The organism is Sandaracinobacter neustonicus, assembly GCF_006385875.1.
GTDB classification, from domain to species: Bacteria; Pseudomonadota; Alphaproteobacteria; order Sphingomonadales; family Sphingomonadaceae; genus Sandaracinobacteroides; species Sandaracinobacteroides neustonicus.
In genome coordinates, this window is record NZ_VFSU01000034.1 from 193,747 (window position 1) to 211,523 (window position 17,777).

Consider the following 17,777-nt stretch of genomic DNA (forward strand, 5'->3'; position numbering starts at 1 on the left):
GCTTAGTTCGCCCCGGCCGGAGCTGCCTGATTCGCGCCCGCCTGATTCTGGCCAGCCTGCCCCGGCACGGGCTTCGGCGGGGCGATGCGCACCGTCATGCCGGGCTGCTGCACCTTCTGCCCGCCGTCCACGATCACCCGTTCGCCCGGCTTCAGTCCAGACAGCACCACCCATTGCGAACCGCGCAGGTCGCCCAGTTGCACCGGCCTGGCCTCTGCCTTGTTATCGGCCGTCACCACCAGCACCGCGCCGCCGCGCGGCCCCACCTGCACCGCGCGCTGCGGCACCAGAATGGTGTTGGAACGGGTGCCCGCGAACACCCGCGCCCGCACGAACTGGCCGGGCAGCAGGATCGCGCCGGGGTTGGGGAATTCCGCGCGCAGCGCCGCTGCCCCGGTGGATTCGTCGAAGGCGAGATCAAAGAAATCCAGCCGCCCCGTCTGCGCGAAGATGGTGCCATCCTCCAGCTGCAGCTCCACCCGCGTATGCCCCACGCCCGGCGCCTTCAGAGCGCCGGATGCGATGTCGCGCCGGATGGCGATGAACTCCGAGCTGGATTGGGAGAAGTTCACGAAAATGGGATTCACCTGCTCGATCACCGTCAGCAGCGTGCCCTCGCCGGCGTTCACCAGCGCCCCTTCCGTCACCTGCGCCCGCCCGGCCCGGCCCGAAATCGGGGCGGTCACCGTGGCATAGCTCAGGTTCAGCCGCGCCGATTCCACCTGCGCGCGGGCCTGTAACACATCCGCATCCGCCTGCCCCAGCCGGGCCACGGCGGCGTCATATTCCTGCTTGCTGATCGCCTGATCCGTCAGCAGCGGCCGGTAACGGTCCACATCCTGCCGGGCGTTGCGCGCCGTCGCTTCCGCGCGCTGTGCCTGCGCCAGCGCCGCGGACAGGCTGGCCTGCAACTCCCGCGGATCGATCGCGAACAGCGGCTGCCCGGCGCGCACATCACTGCCTTCCTCGTACAGCCGCCGCGCGACGATCCCCGTCACCCGCGCCCGCACTTCCGCCGTGCGCACGGCCTGCACCCGGCCGGGCACTTCGATCACATTGTCGATGGTGCCCGCCCGCACCGTTTCCACCGAGACTTCAGGCGGCGGCATCTGCGGCTGTTCGGCCCCCGAACAGGCGGCAACAGCCGTCAGCAGCGCGAGGGCGGAGATCCGGCACAGCTTGTCCAGGCCCATCGGTGAAACCCCCGTCCATTTGTGCGTTTTTGTGAACCCGGTCATCCCTCGCGAGGTGCCGGGCTGCCCCCGAAGCGTCAACCCACGCGTGGGTATAGCAGCTATTCCAGCACGACTCAAATTGCGTCGCCGACAGGAAGCAGATGGCCCCGGCCCTGTGCATGGGCGCGCGAAAGGTGAAGCGTGATTGCACGATGAAATTGGCCACCGCAGACATCACGCAGACCAGCCCCCACCACCCCGAAACGGATGATGCGGGCGAGTTCGGCACGGTGAGACTGCAACGGCATCGCCCCTCCTGTCGCCTTTGGCCATAGCCGTTCGGCCCCGTGCGATCAAACGACTTTGCTGCAATGCGGCAGGCAAGGATCGCAAACGAACCATAGCGGCACTTGCTCTCGCCACGCCGCACGGTCAGGCCCGCTGGCCGGTGTCCGAGCCAGCGTCGCCATCCTCCTCGGCCAGGCGCAAATGTTCGCGCTGAGCCTGATCGGCGAGTATCTGGGCCGGGCCTGACTCCCCAAGCTCAGCCTGAGCGGGGGAGGCGCGGTATCAGCGCGCCTTTTCCTTCGAGATCCGGCTCATCAGGATCGCTGCGCGCTTGGCCTGCAGGGGGATGCTCGTCAGGTCGACGAACTCGCGGTCCGTATGGTAGCCGCCGCCTGCCACACCCAGCCCGGCGAGGCTGTCCAGATCGGCCGCCACGAAGCCCACATCGCCCGCGCCCCGGCGCAGTGGGTCCAGCTCGGGCATGGCGGGCAGGCCCAGATCGCCGTTCACCCCGTTCAACCGGGCCAGCAGCGCCCGATTGCCCTCGGTCGGGGCCATCGGCGGATAGGGATCGTTGAAGACCAGCTCGGATTTGGTTTTCGCGCTGTTCTGGGCCGCGATGGCGATCATCTTCGCCTTCACCCGCTCGGTCTGCTCGTTGGACAGGCTGCGGAATTCGCCCACGGCGACGGCTGTCGGCGGAATGATGTTGGATTTGCCGGTCGCTGTCGCCCGCACGCCTTCGGCGTCCACATCCACCCGCTCGCCGCCCGCCAGCAGCCCCACATTGAAGGTCAGGCTCGGCTCCGGCAGTTCGGCGCGGAAGCGGGCGAGGATGCGGCTCATTTCGAACACCGCGCCATCGCCCATCCGTTCAGAGAAGATGCTGCTGCTGTGCCCGGTTTCGCCGCTGGTTTTCAGCGTCCATGTGTTGGAGGACCGCCGCGCGATCGAGCCCATGTCCTGCCCGTTCAGGCGCACCAGCCCTTCGAAATCCAGCGCCACGTCGGCGCGTTTGCCTTCCGCGATCAGGTCGCGCCGGGAAATGCTGCGCGGCTTGCCCGCCTCCTCCTCGTCCCCCGTCAGTGCGACCACGATGTTCGCGTCCTTCAGCGTGCCCGCCGCCTTCATCGCCTTCAGCGCAGACAGCATCACCACCACGCCGCCCTTGTTGTCCGCCGCGCCCGGCCCCTTGCCCACAGTGCCTTCGCGGCTGAAGCGCTGGAACGGGCTGTCTGGCTCGAACACGGTATCCATATGGCCGATCAGCAGCATGCGCTTGGTGCCCGGCTTGCCCTTATGCTCCGCGAACAGATGCCCCGCGCGCTGCACTTCGCCTTGCGGAATCCAGCGCACCTTGAAGCCCAGCGCCTCCAGCTCGGGGCGCAGCATCTCGGCCACCTTCGTCACGCCTTCGATATTGTTGGTGCCGCTGTTCTGGTTCACCATCCGCTCCAGCAGCGCCACATCGGCGTCGAAGGCGGCGTCCACCGCCCCCACCATCTTCGTTTCCGCCGGAGACAAAGCGGCCAGCGCAGGCGTTGAGAGGATCAGGGCGGCGGAGAGGAGAGCGGTGCGGATCATCCGGTTTTCCTACGGAAGCTCCCCCGCTATCGCAACGCCCTTCCGTCCGGCGACATGACATGCCATCAGGCGCGCCGAAACAAGAGGACGATATGGCCTTCATTGCAAAAATCCTGCTGCTGGGGTCCGGGGAACTGGGCCGCGAGTTCGTGATTTCCGCCAAGCGGCTGGGCGCTGAGGTGATCGCCTGCGACAGCTATGCGGGTGCCCCGGCCATGCAGGTGGCAGACGGCTTCGAAATCTTCTCCATGCTGGACGGAGAGGCGCTGAAGGCGGCCATCGCCAAACACAGCCCCGATTATGTGGTGCCCGAAATCGAGGCGATCCGCACAGAGGTTCTGGCCGAGCTGGAAGCCGCCGGGCAGAAGATCGTCCCCTCCGCCCGCGCCGCGGTGATGACGATGAACCGCGACCGCATCCGCGAAGTCGCCGCCACCGAACTGGGCTTGCGCACCTCGCGCTATCGCTATGCCGAAAGCCTCGCCGAGGCCGAAGCCGCACTTGCCCACACCGGCGTCCCCTGCGTGGTGAAACCGGTGATGTCCTCCAGCGGTAAAGGGCAAAGCACCGTGCATCAGGCGAAGGACATCGTCGCCGCATGGGACTATGCCGTCGCCAACATGCGCGGAGACCGGGCGCGGGTGATCGTGGAGGAATTCATCGCCTTCGATTATGAAATCACCCTGCTCACCATCCGCCACAAGGACGGTGTCAGCTTCTGCCCGCCCATCGGCCACCGGCAGGAACGCGGCGATTATCAGGAAAGCTGGCAGCCCACACCGATGTCCGCACAGGCGCTGGCAGACGCCGAAGCCATGGCGACAAAGGTGGTGGACAATCTGGGCGGCCACGGCCTGTTCGGGGTGGAATTCTTCGTCCGTGGCGAGGAGGTGATCTTCTCCGAACTCTCGCCCCGCCCGCATGACACGGGGATGGTGACGCTGATTTCGCAGAATTTCTCCGAATTCGATCTGCACGCCCGCGCCATTTTGGGCCTGCCGATACCGCCGGTGAAGCTGCTCGCTCCTGCCGCCTCCGCCGTGATCCTAGCAGAGCGGGAGTCCGCCGATTTCCGCTTCGAAGGTCTGGCAGACGCCCTCGCCACGCCGGGCGGCGAGGTGGATGTGCGCCTGTTCGGTAAGCCCACCACCCGCCCCTACCGCCGCATGGGCGTGGCGCTGGCGCAGGCCGACAGCGCGGATGCCGCCCGCGCGCTCGCCGCCAAGGCGGCCGCCGCCATCCGGATCGTCGGCTGATGCCGGGACGCCGCCACATCCTCGTCCTTTCCTGCGCGGATCAGCCGGGAATCGTCGCCGCCGTCGCCGGGCATATCGCTGCCAGCGGTGGCAACATCACCGAATCCAGCCAGTTCAACGATCCCGACACGGATCGCTTCTTCCTGCGCACCGTCTTCGAACTGGCCGCAAAGGCAGACGTCGCCCCCCTGCGCGACGGGTTCGACAGGCTGGCCGCCGCTTATGGCATGACCCTGCAACTGCGCGCGGCAGACATGCGCCCGCGCGTGCTCATCCTCGTCTCCAAATTCGATCATTGCCTCGTCGACCTGCTCTACCGCCAGCGCATCGGCGAACTGGACATGGAGGTGGCCGGAATCGCCTCCAACCATGATCTCACCGCACTCGGGAACCCGGATTTCGGCCAGATCCCCTTCCACCACCTCCCCGTCACCGCCGCCACAAAGGCCGCGCAGGAAGCACAACTGCTGCAACTGGTGGCAGACAGCCGCGCAGACCTCGTCGTCCTCGCCCGCTATATGCAGATCCTGTCAGACGATCTCGCCGCCGCCCTTTCCGGCCGCTGCATCAACATCCACCACAGCTTCCTGCCCAGCTTCAAGGGCGCGCGCCCCTATCATCAGGCGCATGATCGCGGCGTGAAACTGATCGGCGCCACCGCCCATTATGTCACAGCCGATCTGGATGAAGGCCCCATCATCGAACAGGATGTCGAACGCATCAGCCACGCCGACACCCCCGAAGACCTCGTCCGCAAAGGCCGCGACATCGAACGCCGCGTGCTGGCCCGCGCCGTGGCGCTGCACCTGGGCGGCCGGGTGCTGATGAACGGACGGCGGACGGTGGTGTTCCGGGATTAGAGCGGGGGGGGCAACGGCTCTGCGTTAGGAACTCCTGCCCCCCCGTTTTTTGCCTCCGGCGGGCAGGGAAATGATTTCCCTGCACCCTCTACATTGGCGTTGTGGCCCCACTCCAACGCCGAGCGGGTGATCCGCTTTGATTGCCTGCGGCGCAACGCGGCTCTCTCCCCCTGCAAGGGGGAGAGTTGGAGAGGGGGTGTCACCGGTTGGCCTGATCCGCTGACATCACAGCAAGCGCAACGGAAGCGCCGCAGGCTATAACCGACTTCTATCCCCCCACATCGTCGCCCCGGACTTGATCCGGGGTCCAGCCGTTCTTCGGTGACGTTGGAGTAGAAAAGCGGGACCCCGGATCAAGTCCGGGGTGACGTGTGGAGAGGGGGGTGGGCAGGCTCCAAAGCGCCGCAGGCACTAAACTCCAATCTCGCGCCAAGCGGATGGCCCCCACCCCAACCCCTCCCCTAAAGGAGGAGGGGCTACGCAAAAGTCCGGGGGTGCGAGCGGCGTCACGCCCCTGCCGGGTTCCAAGGGCAGAGCCCTTGGCCTTGCCCTGCCAGCGCTGGTCCGCCGCTACCGCAAACGAGGGCAGGGCGGCTCCTGCCCGCGCACGGGGGGCAGCGGTTTGCTGGCGTCTCTGGGCGTGGCGGTGACTTCGCCGGGGAGGCGGCCGCTGATGGCGATTCGTTCGGGTTTGCGGGCGCGTTGTTCGATGGGGGCGGGTTCGCCTGCGATTGCTGCGCGGATGCTGGCGGGGCAGATGGTGTCGATCGTGCCGGCGATGGCGAGATAGCCGTCTCCGTCTGGCACCAGCGTGGCGGTGAGGCGGGCGACTTCGCCGGTTGAGTCGGACAGGGCGGCGGCGCGGATTTCCATGGTGCCGTCATCCGCCCAGCCTGCGTAGCTGGCCAGTGCCGCGCGGGCGGTGAAATCCGATTCGAAGCTGAGCGCCAGCGGCGCGCCATCCCCGAAGCGAACTTCTGTGCCGTTCAGCACCAGTTGCGCCTGCGTGGGGAAGACAGGGCTGGCGGATGAGGGGGCGACAGCGACGGCTTCGGGGGCCGGGGTTTCGCGGAAATGGCCTTCCAGCGCCTTGGCGCGGACGGGCGAGGCGAACAGGCCGCTGGCGAGTTCAGGCTTGTCCCAGACGATGGATAGGCGGCCGATGCGCTTGCCCTCCAGCCGGAGCGAGGCCTGCGCGCCGGGGGCAACCACCCAGATTCGCGCGCCGTTCAGCGGTTTCAGCAGCAGCGTGGCGTTGGTGTCGCGCAGGGAGATCACCTGCCTGTCATTCTGCCATGGCACGCGGTTGACGATGGCTTCGGCGGCCTTGGCGCTGGCTGAGAGGGCTGTGTCTTCGAAGATCAGTTCGGCGGGCTGCATCCGCGCCTGCAGGCGATAGGGGAAGCCGCCGCCTTCGATCTTCGTGCCCGCTGGCAGCAGCTTTGACAGGTCCGATTCGAGCCGGGCTTCGTAGCCGCGCCACAGATAGGCCCAGATGGCGATGCCCAGCAGCAGCGGGATCAGCGTGGCCCACAGCGGAACGCGGCGCTTCATGCGCGGACCTCTGCGGTGAGCGGGTCCTGATTGATGGCGGCGTGCACGCGCGCCTCCATCTCCTCACGCGGGAGGTTGGCGGGGATATCGGGCAGGAAGCTGATGGTGATGGTGCCGGGGTGCTTCACGAAGCTGCGGGTCCACAGTTTGCCCGCATCATGGGCGATGGGGACGATGGGCACTTTCAGCCCGGAATAGATGCCGAACAGCCCGGCCTTCAGCGGTGGCGCGCTGCCTTGCGGCACCCGCGTGCCTTCGGGGAAGATGAACACGGGTCGCCCCTCGGCCGAGCGGGCGCGGGCCTGCCGGATCATGGATTTCAGCGCCGAGCCGGCCTTGTTACGCTCCACGAAAATGCTGCCGTGCCGGGCCGCCACCCAGCCCCACACCGGGATTTTCCGCAGTTCCGCCTTCATCACCACGGCCGGGTGGTGGAACAGGTAGAGCGTGAGCAGGGTTTCATAGGCCGAGGTGTGTTTGGAGGCGGCGATCACGCTTTCGTTGGGGATGCGGCCGCGCACCTGCAGGCGGATGCCGAGGATGATGCGGCAGCAGCCCACATACCATGCCGCCCATATGTGCGCGCCGCGCCGAACTGCCTCTGCCGAAAGGGGGGCGGCGAGCATGATCGACGTCGCGATCAGCGCCGAGATCGGATAAAAAATGATGTGGAACAGGATCGAGCGGATGAACGCCATCAGACCGGCCTGACCCTGAGCAGCAGCCAGCTGGCCTGAAACTTGGTATATTCCACCAGCATCGACCAGAGCGGCAGACCGGCCTTCACGCCATCATTCACCACCTGCACGTCGGCCGGAAGCCGGGCGGCCAGTTCCGCGTGGGCGCGCGGCATATGATAGGCGGCGGTGACCAGCCGGATCGACTTGAAGCGGTTTCGGGCCACCCAATCGGAGACTTCGATGGCGTTGGTGCGGGTGCTGTCTGCCTTGAAGCCGAGATCGACCTTGCAGCTGGCCAGCTTTTCCGGGATGCCTGCCGCCTTTGCCAGTTCGGCGGGCTTCACACTGGGGTGCACGCCCGACACGAGCAGCCGTTCGGCGAGGCCTGCCTTCAGCACCTCTGCCCCGCGATCCAGCCGGCCGGGCCCGCCGGTGAGCACCACCACCCCTTCGGTGACGGTGCCCGGCGCGGCCGGGCCGGGCAGCGAAAAGATGAACAGCACGAATCCGCCGATCCACAGCAGGGCGGCGAGCGCCAGCCCGCGCGCGAACCAGCCGAGCGCAGAGGGGCCGGTGGACCGGGATTGCCGCTTGCGGGCGGGGGCATTGGATTTGCTGGCGACCATTTGGCCGCAGACATAGCCGCGCCCGGCGGCGGCATGCAAACGCGGACTGCCGCGTTTCGGCTGGTCGGCATGCGTTTCGCGGGGTTTCCGCCGGTTAACCGCTTGTGCGGCGGGCAAGGTTCGTGGAAAAGGCGGCCATGCAGTTGACCTGCCCTAATTGCGGGGCGCGCTATCGGATCGACGCCAGTGACTGGCCGATGGATGCGGGCCCCGATGAAGAGCCTGTGTTCCGGCCCCGTCGCGCGCGCTGCAAGGTGTGCCGGTCCGTCTGGTCTGCCGTGCCCGAAGAAGAAGTGCTGGAGCTGGACGATCCGCTTCCGCCGGACGAGGAGCATCCCCGGCTGGCCGATGCGGCCTGGCCCGCGGTGGGCGGCTGGCCCGAGCCGAGGCCGGTGATTCCGCCGCCCGCGCCGCAGCCCGATTTCAAGCCCGCGCTGGACCGGCCGCCACCGGTGTTCACGCCTTCGGGCTTCACCCCGCCCAAGGATCCCGCCGGGGCGATCTATGCCGCGCCGCCGCGCCCGGCGATCCATTTCGAAAGCCCCCCCGTGCCGGTGCCGATGGGCGACCGGCCGCTGGTGCGGTCCCGCTTGCCGGGGCCGGGTGCTGGATTGTCTGTGTCGCTGCCGGAGGCTCTGCCTGAGCCGGAACTTGAATCGGCTCCGCCCGAGCCGGACGAGCCGGAGGCGTGGGACGAGGACGAGTATGAAGAGCCGCGCCGCCGTTGGCCGTGGGTGCTGGCACTGCTGCTGCTGATCGGCGCGGTGGCGCTGGCGCTGTTGTGGACCGGGCGGGTGCGGCCACAGGATTACGGGCTGCCGCCGTTCGACCCGACGGTGGTGGGCCTGCCCGGCGTGCAGGTGCCGAATGTGCGATTGCCGCAGGTGGATGTGCCCGATGTGAAGCTGCCGCGCACGCCGCCGCCGCCGCTGGCGCTGGAGGCTGCCGCCCTGCGCCGCGCCCTGCCCGGCGGGCGGACGGTGTGGGAAATCAGCGGCACGGTGCGCAACCCCACGGCGAAGGCGCAGGCTGTGCCGCCGGTGGAAATCCGCCTGCTGGATGCGGGTGGGCAGACGGTGGCGCGCTGGACGGTGAGGCCCGAGGCTGCCAGCGTGGCGGCAGGCGGCGCAGTGCGCTTCGAAACCAGCGCCATCGACCCGCCCGCAAGCGCGGTGAAGCTGAAGATGCTGCTGAAGCCCGGCGAGCTGGGGCGGCTCTGACCGGGCGGCATTTGCAGCGATTGCATTGATCCCGCGCAAGCTTTCCGGGTTCAAAACCTATCTGCTTGTCGCAGGTTGCGGGGCGGGCGTTCCCCCGGCAAGGAGTTCGGGCCCAATTATGATGGACCTGAACGGAGAATCCCGATGCACTTCGAATATTCCAAGCGAACGCAGGAGATGCTGGAGCGTGTGCGCGCCTTCATGGACGAGCATATCTATCCGAACGAAGCCCGTTACGAGGAGGAATCCGGCGGACCTGACCGGTGGAAGATCATCGAAGTCATCGAGGAACTGAAGCCGAAAGCCAGGGCTGCCGGGCTGTGGAATATGTTCGTGCCGCCCACCCATGGCGGCACGCCGGTGCACCATTTCGAGTTCGAAGGCACGCCGCTGACGAACCTGGAATATGCGCCGATCGCGGAAGAGTTCGGCCGGGTCGGCTGGTCGTCCGAGGTGTTCAACTGCTCCGCGCCGGATACCGGCAACATGGAAGTGCTGGCGCGTTACGGCAACCATGAGCAGCAGCAGCAGTGGCTGGTGCCGCTGTCGAAGGGTGAAATCCGCTCGGCCTTCCTGATGACGGAGCCTGCGGTGGCGTCGTCAGACGCGACCAATATTGAAACCTCGATTCGCCGCGATGGCGACGAATATGTGATCAACGGCCGCAAATGGTGGTCGTCCGGCGTTGGGGATCCGCGCTGCAAGATCGCCATCGTGATGGGGAAAACAGACACGTCTGCGCCCAAGCATATCCAGCAATCGCAGATTCTGATGCCGATGGATGCGCCGGGGATCACCAAGGTGCGACCGCTGCACGTGTTCGGCTACGATGATGCGCCGCACGGCCATTATGAGGTGCTGATGGAGAATGTGCGGGTGCCCGCCGCCAACATCATCTTCGGCGAAGGGCGCGGTTTCGAGATCGCGCAGGGGCGGCTCGGGCCGGGGCGCATCCACCACTGCATGCGCTCCATCGGCGCGGCGGAGCGGGCGCTGGAAAAGATGGTGAAGCGGCTGAAGAGCCGCGTGGCCTTCGGCCGACCGGTGGCCGATCAGGGCGTGTGGCATGAACGCATCGCCAATGCGCGGATCGACATCGAGCAGGCGCGGCTGTTGTGCCTGAAGGCCGCCTATATGATGGATACGGTGGGCAACAAGGAGGCCAAGGCGCTGATCGCGATGATCAAGGTGGTGGCGCCCAATGTCTCCACCCGGGTGCTGGACATGGCTATACAGGCGCATGGCGGCGGCGGCGTGTGCCAGGATTATGGCCTTGCCTCCAGCTATGCCGGGCAGCGCACGCTGCGGCTGGCCGACGGGCCGGACGAAGTGCACCGCGTGACCATCGCCAAGGAAGAACTGAAAAGATACAACTGAGCCGGGTGAGGGCGGCACGTCCGCCCCTTCCTTGCGTTTCGGGCGGCCGCGTCTTATGTCGCGGCCGTTCCCATTTTCTGAATTGCGAGACTCTGCCCGGTGCTGATGACCTTCCTTCTTGTTGTGCATGCCCTGCTGGCGCTGGCGCTGGTGGCGGTGATCCTGCTGCAGAAGTCTGAAGGCGGGGGCCTGACGGGGGGCGGCAGCGCGGGCGGGCTGGTGTCTGCGCGCGGCGCGGCCGATCTGCTCTCTCGCATGACCGCGATTCTGGCGACCCTGTTCATCGTCTCGTCTCTTGGGCTGGCGTGGCTGGCCGGGCACAGCAACCGGCCGCAGACGATTGACACCACGCTGGCGCGCGAAGCCGCGCCGGTTGGCCCGCTGGGTGCGCCCACGGCCCCGGCCTCTGGCGGCGCGCCGATTGCGCCTGCGCTGCCCACGCCCGGTGCCGGGTCTGGCGCGGCTGCGCCTGCCACACCGGCACCCGACGCACCGCCCGTCCAGAACTGACGGTTCCAATATTCTGTTGAAAACCGCTATCCCGGCGTGACAGCCGGGATGGCAGAGGCTAGGCATTTTCTCCCATGGCGCGGTTCATTTTCATCACCGGCGGCGTGGTCTCCTCGCTTGGCAAGGGCCTGATGGCCGCCTCTTTGGGCGCGCTGTTGCAGGCGCGTGGCTATCGCGTGCGGATCCGCAAGTTCGATCCTTATCTAAACGTCGATCCGGGCACGATGAGCCCCTATCAGCACGGCGAGGTCTATGTGACCGACGACGGCGCGGAGACCGATCTGGACCTTGGCCATTATGAGCGGTTCACCGGGGTCTCCTCCCGCAAATCCGACAATGTGACATCCGGCCGGATTTACCAGCAGATCATAACCCGGGAACGGCGCGGCGATTATCTGGGCGCGACGGTGCAGGTGATTCCGCATGTGACGGACGCCATCAAGGCCTTCGCCACCGCTGATTGCGACGATGTGGACTTCGTGCTGTGCGAGATCGGCGGCACCGTGGGCGACATCGAATCGCTGCCCTTCATCGAGGCGATCCGCCAGCTGAAGAATGACCTTGGCCGCGGCATGAGCATTTCCGTGCATGTGACGCTGGTGCCCTATATCGCCGCCGCCGGAGAGCTGAAGACCAAGCCCACCCAGCACAGCGTGCGCGAGCTGGCGGCGCTGGGCGTGCAGCCCGACGTGCTGGTGTGCCGCTGCGAACATCCGCTGCCCGACAGCGATCGGGCGAAGATCGCGCTGTTCTGCAATGTGCCCAAGGAAGCGGTGATTCCGGCGCTGGATGCGAAATCCATCTATGCCGTGCCGCTGCAATATCATCATGAAGGGCTGGACGCGCAGGTGATCCACGCCTTCGGCCTGCCGCCGGGTCGCGAGCCGGACTTGTCTCGCTGGGGCGATATCGTGGACCGTTTGCAGAACCCGGAAGGCAATGTGACGGTTGGCGTGGTGGGCAAATATGTGGGCCTGCCGGACGCTTATAAATCGCTGAACGAGGCGCTGGTGCATGGCGGCATCGCCAACCGCGCCAAGGTGAACATCCAGTGGATCGACGCCGAGCTGTTCGAGCAGGACGATTCGGAGATCGCCGCCCGGCTGGAGCCGATGCACGCGATTCTGGTGCCCGGTGCCTTCGGAGAACGGGGGGCGGAAGGCAAGATCGCCGCCATCCGCTTCGCGCGGGAACGCAATGTGCCCTATCTTGGCATCTGCTTCGGCATGCAGATGGCCTGTGTGGAAGCGGCGCGGAACCTGGCCGGGATCGAAGGGGCTTCCTCCACCGAGTTCGGGCCGACGGGCGAACCGATTGTGGGGATGATCACCGAATGGATGTCTGAAGAAGGCATTCAGCAGCGGCAGGCGGGCGGCGACCTTGGCGGCACCATGCGGCTGGGGGCCTATCCGGCGGAGCTTTCGGGCAACAGCCACGCCGCCTCTATCTATGGCGCGACGGAAATCTCCGAGCGGCACCGCCACCGTTACGAAGTGAACACCGCCTATCGCGAGCGGCTGGAGGCGACCGGCCTGTCGTTCACGGGCATGTCACCCGACGGGCGGCTGCCGGAAATCGTCGAGCGGCCGGATCACCCGTGGTTCGTGGGCGTGCAGTTCCACCCGGAGCTGAAATCGCGGCCGTTCGAGCCTCATCCGCTGTTCGCGAGCTTCATTGAGGCGGCGCTGAAACAGTCGCGTCTGGTGTAGCCTCGGGTTTCGGCGCTTCGGCCGGGGCAGGCGCTGACGGCGCGGCTTCCGGCGCGGCGGCGATGCTGTTTTCCGGCGGCTTGTTCGGATCCGGGATCGGATCGAACGGCGAGATGATGATCTGCGAACCGGCGGGGCGTTTGGGCGGGCACATCTCCTCCACCCCGTTCGGGCGGGAGTTCAGCAGCAGCGCGACTTCCTCCAGCACGCCGTTGCTCTTTTCGTCCGCCTCCAGCAGCAGCTTGGCGCGGGCGCAGAATTTCACGTCCTCAGCATATTGCGAATAGCGGTTGGCGAGCGCGGTGGTGAATTTGTCGTATTTCGCCTTGTCCCCCTCGCGCACGAAATGGGCCAGCAGCTTTTGCTCTCCGGCCAGCAGCTTGTCTTTCGCGCGGCGCACCCAGCTGTTGTAGGCACCGGGCATGGTGGCATCGGAATGGCCGCATTTCAGCGCGCTGACCATCAGCACCGTCTGCAGATCGCGCATGCGCGCGGCTTCATATTCGTCCGCTTCCCAGCAGGCCGCGGAAACCGGTGCTGCGACGACACCGGCCAGAGCCAGCGACGCCAACAGATTCGCCCATGCACGCATGAAACACCCCCCTTTGCGACAAGCCGCCATGCCCCGTGAACGGCGGCTCGTCCGCCGGGCTTAATGCCCAAGCGTCGCGAGGGTGTGAAGCCAGCTTTTCGGTAGGGAGCGAAGAAAAACCAAAGAAAAGGGCCGCCAGACTTGCGCCGGGCGGCCCCCATTCCAACTAACCCCTGATGGCCCTTTGTGTGGAGCGTTGCCATCCTCTTGCGGGAGGCGATGCGCTCCGGGCCGGTTCCCGAACCCTGGCCGGCGCTGCCGTCCTTGGTGAGGGCAGGTTAGGCGCTGGGTGCGGGGCTGTCATCAAACTGGAACATGGGATTCAAATTCGGTGAAGCGCTGTTGCGGCTGCGCCACAGCATGGGCTAGGGCAGCGCAGCTTTCCGGCCCATCCTGCGGCCCGTGATGTTTCGAGGTTCCATGCTGCTGTCCCGCTATCTGCTGCCCGTCATGAAGGAAACGCCGGCTGACGCGCAGATCGTTTCGCACCAGTTGATGCTGCGCGCCGGGCTGATCCGGCAGACGGCGGCGGGCATCTATGCCTGGCTGCCGCTGGGGCTGCGCGTGCTGGATCGCATCGCCGACATCGTGCGACGCGAGCAGAACCGCGCGGGCGCGGTGGAGCTGCTGATGCCCACCATCCAGTCTGCTGATCTGTGGCGGCAATCCGGGCGATACGATGCCTATGGCCCTGAAATGCTGCGTTTTCAGGATCGCGGCGGGCGCGAGATGCTCTATGGCCCCACCAACGAGGAAATGATCACCTCGATCTTCCGCGATTGCGTGAAAAGCTACCGCGACCTGCCGCGCACACTCTATCATATCCAGTGGAAGTTCCGCGACGAGGTGCGGCCGCGCTTCGGCGTGATGCGCGGGCGCGAGTTCCTGATGAAGGACGCCTACAGCTTCGACATGGACGAAGAGGGTGGCCGCGCCAGCTATGATGCGCAGTTCACCGCCTATCTGCGCACCTTCGCCGCGCTGGGGCTGCGGGCGGTGCCGGTGCGCGCACCCACTGGCCCCATCGGCGGCGATCTCTCCCACGAATTTCACATTCTGGCCGACACCGGCGAAAGCGAAGTCTTCTACGACTCGGCGCTGGACGCGGTGGACCTGACGGACCCGGATGCCCCCGCCACGCTGCGCGGCCTCTATGCGATGGAGGCCGAGGAGCATGAGAAGGTGGTGAATTGCCCGGTCCCGCCCGAGCGGCTGGCGAAGCGGCGCGGCATCGAAGTGGGGCATATCTTCTTCTTCGGCACCAAATATTCCGCCGCCATGGGCATGCAGGTGCAGGCGAAGGATGGCTCCCTCGTGAACCCGCTGATGGGCAGTTACGGCGTCGGCGTGTCGCGGCTGATGGGCGCCATCATCGAGGCGAGCCATGATTCGGCCGGGATCGTCTGGCCGGATTCGGTGGCCCCATTCGACGTGGGGCTGATCAACCTGCGCGTGGATGACGCCGCCTGTTCCGAAGCCGCGCATGCGTTGCAGGCGAAGCTGGAAGCGGCGGGGCTGTCCGTGCTGCATGACGACCGCGATGCGCGCGGCGGCGAGAAGTTCGCGACGATGGACCTGATCGGCCTGCCGTGGGCCATCACCATCGGCCCCAAGGGCGTGGCGGCCGGCACGGTGGAACTGAAGCGCCGCGCCACCGGCGAGAAGCATGAAGTCTCCTTCGAGAGCGTGCTGGCGAAGCTGATCCCTTGATTACCGCTTACGAGCGCATGATCGCCCGGCGCTATCTGCTGCCGGGGCAGGGCGAGCGCTTCATCGTGCTGGTTGCGGGCATTTCGCTGGTGGCAGTGGCGCTGGGTGTCGCCGCGCTGATCGCAGTGATGAGCGTGATGAACGGCTTCCGCGCCGAACTGTTCGACCGCTTTCAGGGCTTGAACGGCCATGCCGTGGCGCAGGGCTATGGCGGCCGCCTGCCGGACTGGCGGATGGTGGTGGACGAGGCGAAGAAGACGCCCGGCGTCGTCACCGCGATTCCGCTGATCGAGCAGCCGCTGATGGGCTCTGCCCATGGCCGGGTGGAAGGCGTGCTGGTGCGCGGGATGACCGTGGACGACATCCTGAAAACCGACGTGATCGCCAAAACGGTGAAGCAGGGCGATATCAGGCGGTTGAAGGAAGGCGAGCGCGTTGTCGCCATCGGCTCGGGGCTGGCGCAGAATCTGGGGCTGAAGGTGGGCGACGAGATCGCGCTGATTTCGCCGCAGGGCACCACCACGCCGTTCGGCACGGTGCCGCGCATCGTCTCTTATGAGGTGGGGGCGATTTTCGAGATCGGCATCTATGATTTCGACAAGGCGTTCGTGGTGCTTCCGCTGGGCGAGGCGCAGACGCTGTTCGATATGGGCGACGAGGTGGGCATGGTGATGATGACCACGCTGAACCCCGACAAGGTGGAGCAATATATCCGCCCGCTGGCCGACAAAATCGGCCTGTCCGCGCTGGTGAGCGACTGGCGGCAGCTGAACTCCGCCTTGTTTCAGGCGCTGGTGGTGGAGCAGGTGGTGATGTTCTGGGTGCTTTCGATCATCATCCTTGTGGCGGTGTTCAACATCCTCTCGTCGCTGATCATGCTGGTGCGGGCGAAGACGCGCGACATCGCCATATTGCGCACCATGGGGGCGAGCCGGGCGGCGCTGATGCGGGTGTTCATGACGGTGGGCACCGCCATCGGCGGGCTGGGCGTGCTGCTGGGCTGTGTGCTGGGCTTTCTGGTGCTGCACTTCCGCCATGGCATCATCATGGGGGTTTCGCGCATCACCGGCTCGAACCTGTGGGACCCGTCTGTGCGCTACCTCACGGAGCTGCCTTCCAAGACGGACCCGGTGGAGGTGGCGGGCATCGTGCTGCTGGCGCTGGGCTTAAGTTTTCTGGCCACCCTTTACCCTGCGTGGAAGGCGGCCAGCACGGACCCGGTGACGGTGCTTCGCTATGAGTGAGGCGGCGTTGCAACTGGCGGGGCTGACCCGCAGTTTCCGGCAGGGCGGGGCTGAAATCGAGGTGCTGCGCGGGGTGGACCTGACGCTTCAACGCGGCGAGATCGTGGCGCTGCTGGGGCCTTCGGGTTCGGGCAAATCCACGCTGTTGCAGGCGGCCGGGCTGCTGGAAGGCGGCTTTGGTGGGCGCATCCGCATCGACGGCATCGAGGCCGCCGACTTGGCCGACAAGGCGCGCACGGAACTGCGGCGGGACCGGCTGGGCTTCGTGTACCAGTTCCACCATCTGCTGCCGGACTTTTCGGCCGTTGAGAATGTGGTGATGCCGCAGCTGGTGAAGGGCGTGGACAAGGCAGCAGCCGAAGTGCGCGCGACCGAATTGCTGACGGGGCTGGGGCTGGGGGCGCGGCTGCATCACCGGCCCGCACAACTCTCCGGCGGGGAGCAGCAGCGGGTGGCGGTGGCGCGCGCGCTGGCCAACCGCCCGGTGCTGGTGCTGGCCGACGAACCCACCGGCAATCTGGACGAGGATACGGCGGCCAAAGTGCTGGACGAATTCCTGCGGCTGGTGCGCGAACAAGGCTCCGCCGCGCTGGTGGCGACCCACAACCGCGCGCTCGCCGCGCGGATGGACCGGGTGGTGCGGCTGAATCATGGGGTGCTGGTGGCAGGTTAGCCGCTCGCCTCGACAACAGGTGGCGTATGATGTACCTATGTACCTATGGGTGATCAGATTCATATTCGGGATGGAGAGACTGCCGGGCTGCTGCGGCTCTATGCGGCGCAGACGGGGCGCACCATGCGCGATATCCTGCGCGAAGCCGTTCGCGGCTATAAGCCCGAGCCGAAACCGGAACGGAGCCTGTCTGACCTCGACCATTTGCTGAAGCGGGACTGGGCGCAGCTGAAACCCGGCCATGGCACAATTGAGGATATGTACGACGATCAGGGCCTGCCGATTTGATCGCGGTCGATTCGTCGATCCTCGTCGGGCGGATGCGCGGCGAGGCCGACGTGCTGGCGATCCGGTTGCCGACAGAGCTTTGCCTGAGCAGCACGACCGCCGTTGAAAGTGCGGCATGGTGTGCCCGCAACCTGCCCGGCGGTCGGTCGGACTGGCTGGAGGCGTTTCTGGCGGATGGGCGGGTGCGGATAGACGCCTTTTCCCCGGCGATGGTGGAGATCGCCAGCGAGGCGCTGCGCAGCATGGGGCGCGGAACAGGCCATCCGGCGCAGCTAAATTTCGGTGACGCGATGGTCTATGCGCATGCGCTGCTGCTGGGGTTGCCACTGTTGTGCAAGGGCGATGATTTCCGCCACACTGATCTTCAGCTGGACCCTCGCTCTATCCTGACCGGCTGATTTGTCCCCAGCTATGTTGCACGCAGCGCTTGA

General features: G+C 66.4%; 17 protein-coding genes. 11 read left to right on the forward strand and 6 right to left on the reverse strand.

Going from position 1 to position 17,777, the window contains the following annotated elements:
- Positions 1-2: 2 nt before the first annotated feature.
- On the reverse strand, positions 3-1,238 hold the full coding sequence (locus tag FJQ54_RS16195) for an efflux RND transporter periplasmic adaptor subunit (protein ID WP_235890503.1): 1,236 nt from the start codon (positions 1,236-1,238) through the stop codon (positions 3-5).
- 507 nt (positions 1,239-1,745) lie between these two features.
- Entirely contained in the window at positions 1,746-3,047 is a 1,302-nt protein-coding gene (locus FJQ54_RS16200; RefSeq protein ID WP_140929448.1) for a M20/M25/M40 family metallo-hydrolase, read from the reverse strand.
- Positions 3,048-3,139: 92 nt separating this feature from the next.
- Between FJQ54_RS16200 and purT the strand changes: the two genes are divergently transcribed.
- Both purT and purU read left to right on the forward strand, forming a co-directional pair.
- On the forward strand, positions 3,140-4,303 hold the full coding sequence (purT, locus tag FJQ54_RS16205) for a formate-dependent phosphoribosylglycinamide formyltransferase (RefSeq protein WP_140929449.1): 1,164 nt from the start codon (positions 3,140-3,142) through the stop codon (positions 4,301-4,303).
- Positions 4,303-5,163: a formyltetrahydrofolate deformylase gene (gene purU / locus FJQ54_RS16210; RefSeq protein ID WP_140929450.1), complete on the forward strand. Its 861-nt coding sequence runs from the start codon at positions 4,303-4,305 to the stop codon at positions 5,161-5,163. Before purT ends, purU begins: the two co-directional genes overlap by 1 nt.
- A 570-nt stretch (positions 5,164-5,733) precedes the next feature.
- On the opposite strand, the gene FJQ54_RS16215 is transcribed toward purU, so the two are convergent.
- The 3 genes from FJQ54_RS16215 to FJQ54_RS16225 are packed head-to-tail and all read right to left on the reverse strand — an operon-like array spanning position 5,734 to position 8,023.
- Positions 5,734-6,717: a DUF2125 domain-containing protein gene (locus FJQ54_RS16215; RefSeq protein WP_140929451.1), complete on the reverse strand. Its 984-nt coding sequence runs from the start codon at positions 6,715-6,717 to the stop codon at positions 5,734-5,736.
- Positions 6,714-7,415, reverse strand: a complete 702-nt coding sequence (locus FJQ54_RS16220) for a lysophospholipid acyltransferase family protein (protein WP_140929452.1) — start codon at positions 7,413-7,415, stop codon at positions 6,714-6,716. The genes FJQ54_RS16215 and FJQ54_RS16220 overlap by 4 nt, the downstream gene beginning before the upstream one ends.
- On the reverse strand, positions 7,415-8,023 hold the full coding sequence (locus tag FJQ54_RS16225; RefSeq protein WP_140929453.1) for a YdcF family protein: 609 nt from the start codon (positions 8,021-8,023) through the stop codon (positions 7,415-7,417). The genes FJQ54_RS16220 and FJQ54_RS16225 overlap by 1 nt, the downstream gene beginning before the upstream one ends.
- A 104-nt stretch (positions 8,024-8,127) precedes the next feature.
- Here FJQ54_RS16225 and FJQ54_RS16230 point away from each other — a divergent pair, with 104 nt between their 5' ends.
- The 4 genes from FJQ54_RS16230 to FJQ54_RS16245 all read left to right on the forward strand — a co-directional run bounded on the left by FJQ54_RS16230 (position 8,128) and on the right by FJQ54_RS16245 (position 12,839).
- A complete protein-coding gene (locus FJQ54_RS16230) occupies positions 8,128-9,243 on the forward strand; it encodes a DUF3426 domain-containing protein (protein WP_140929454.1) in 1,116 nt (371 codons plus the stop codon).
- Positions 9,244-9,387: 144 nt separating this feature from the next.
- Entirely contained in the window at positions 9,388-10,620 is a 1,233-nt protein-coding gene (locus tag FJQ54_RS16235) for an acyl-CoA dehydrogenase family protein (RefSeq protein WP_140929455.1), read from the forward strand.
- A gap of 105 nt (positions 10,621-10,725) precedes the next feature.
- Positions 10,726-11,130: a preprotein translocase subunit SecG gene (gene secG / locus FJQ54_RS16240; protein WP_181160197.1), complete on the forward strand. Its 405-nt coding sequence runs from the start codon at positions 10,726-10,728 to the stop codon at positions 11,128-11,130.
- Positions 11,131-11,204: 74 nt separating this feature from the next.
- The gene (locus FJQ54_RS16245) at positions 11,205-12,839 is read left to right on the forward strand and encodes a CTP synthase (RefSeq protein WP_140929456.1); all 1,635 of its coding nucleotides are present in this window, start codon (positions 11,205-11,207) and stop codon (positions 12,837-12,839) included.
- On the opposite strand, the gene FJQ54_RS16250 is transcribed toward FJQ54_RS16245, so the two are convergent.
- A complete protein-coding gene (locus FJQ54_RS16250) occupies positions 12,802-13,431 on the reverse strand; it encodes a hypothetical protein (RefSeq protein ID WP_140929457.1) in 630 nt (209 codons plus the stop codon). The two genes, FJQ54_RS16245 and FJQ54_RS16250, sit on opposite strands and share 38 nt — an antisense overlap.
- 420 nt (positions 13,432-13,851) lie before the next feature.
- Here FJQ54_RS16250 and proS point away from each other — a divergent pair, with 420 nt between their 5' ends.
- The 5 genes from proS to FJQ54_RS16275 are packed head-to-tail and all read left to right on the forward strand — an operon-like array spanning position 13,852 to position 17,744.
- On the forward strand, positions 13,852-15,141 hold the full coding sequence (gene proS / locus FJQ54_RS16255; protein WP_140929458.1) for a proline--tRNA ligase: 1,290 nt from the start codon (positions 13,852-13,854) through the stop codon (positions 15,139-15,141).
- A gap of 17 nt (positions 15,142-15,158) precedes the next feature.
- Positions 15,159-16,385, forward strand: coding sequence for a lipoprotein-releasing ABC transporter permease subunit (locus FJQ54_RS16260; protein WP_140929459.1), 1,227 nt, complete (start codon positions 15,159-15,161; stop codon positions 16,383-16,385).
- Positions 16,378-17,058, forward strand: coding sequence for an ABC transporter ATP-binding protein (locus FJQ54_RS16265; protein WP_140929460.1), 681 nt, complete (start codon positions 16,378-16,380; stop codon positions 17,056-17,058). The genes FJQ54_RS16260 and FJQ54_RS16265 overlap by 8 nt, the downstream gene beginning before the upstream one ends.
- Positions 17,059-17,103: 45 nt before the next feature.
- On the forward strand, positions 17,104-17,346 hold the full coding sequence (locus FJQ54_RS16270; protein ID WP_140929461.1) for a hypothetical protein: 243 nt from the start codon (positions 17,104-17,106) through the stop codon (positions 17,344-17,346).
- On the forward strand, positions 17,343-17,744 hold the full coding sequence (locus FJQ54_RS16275) for a type II toxin-antitoxin system VapC family toxin (protein ID WP_140929462.1): 402 nt from the start codon (positions 17,343-17,345) through the stop codon (positions 17,742-17,744). The genes FJQ54_RS16270 and FJQ54_RS16275 overlap by 4 nt, the downstream gene beginning before the upstream one ends.
- Positions 17,745-17,777: the final 33 nt, after the last annotated feature.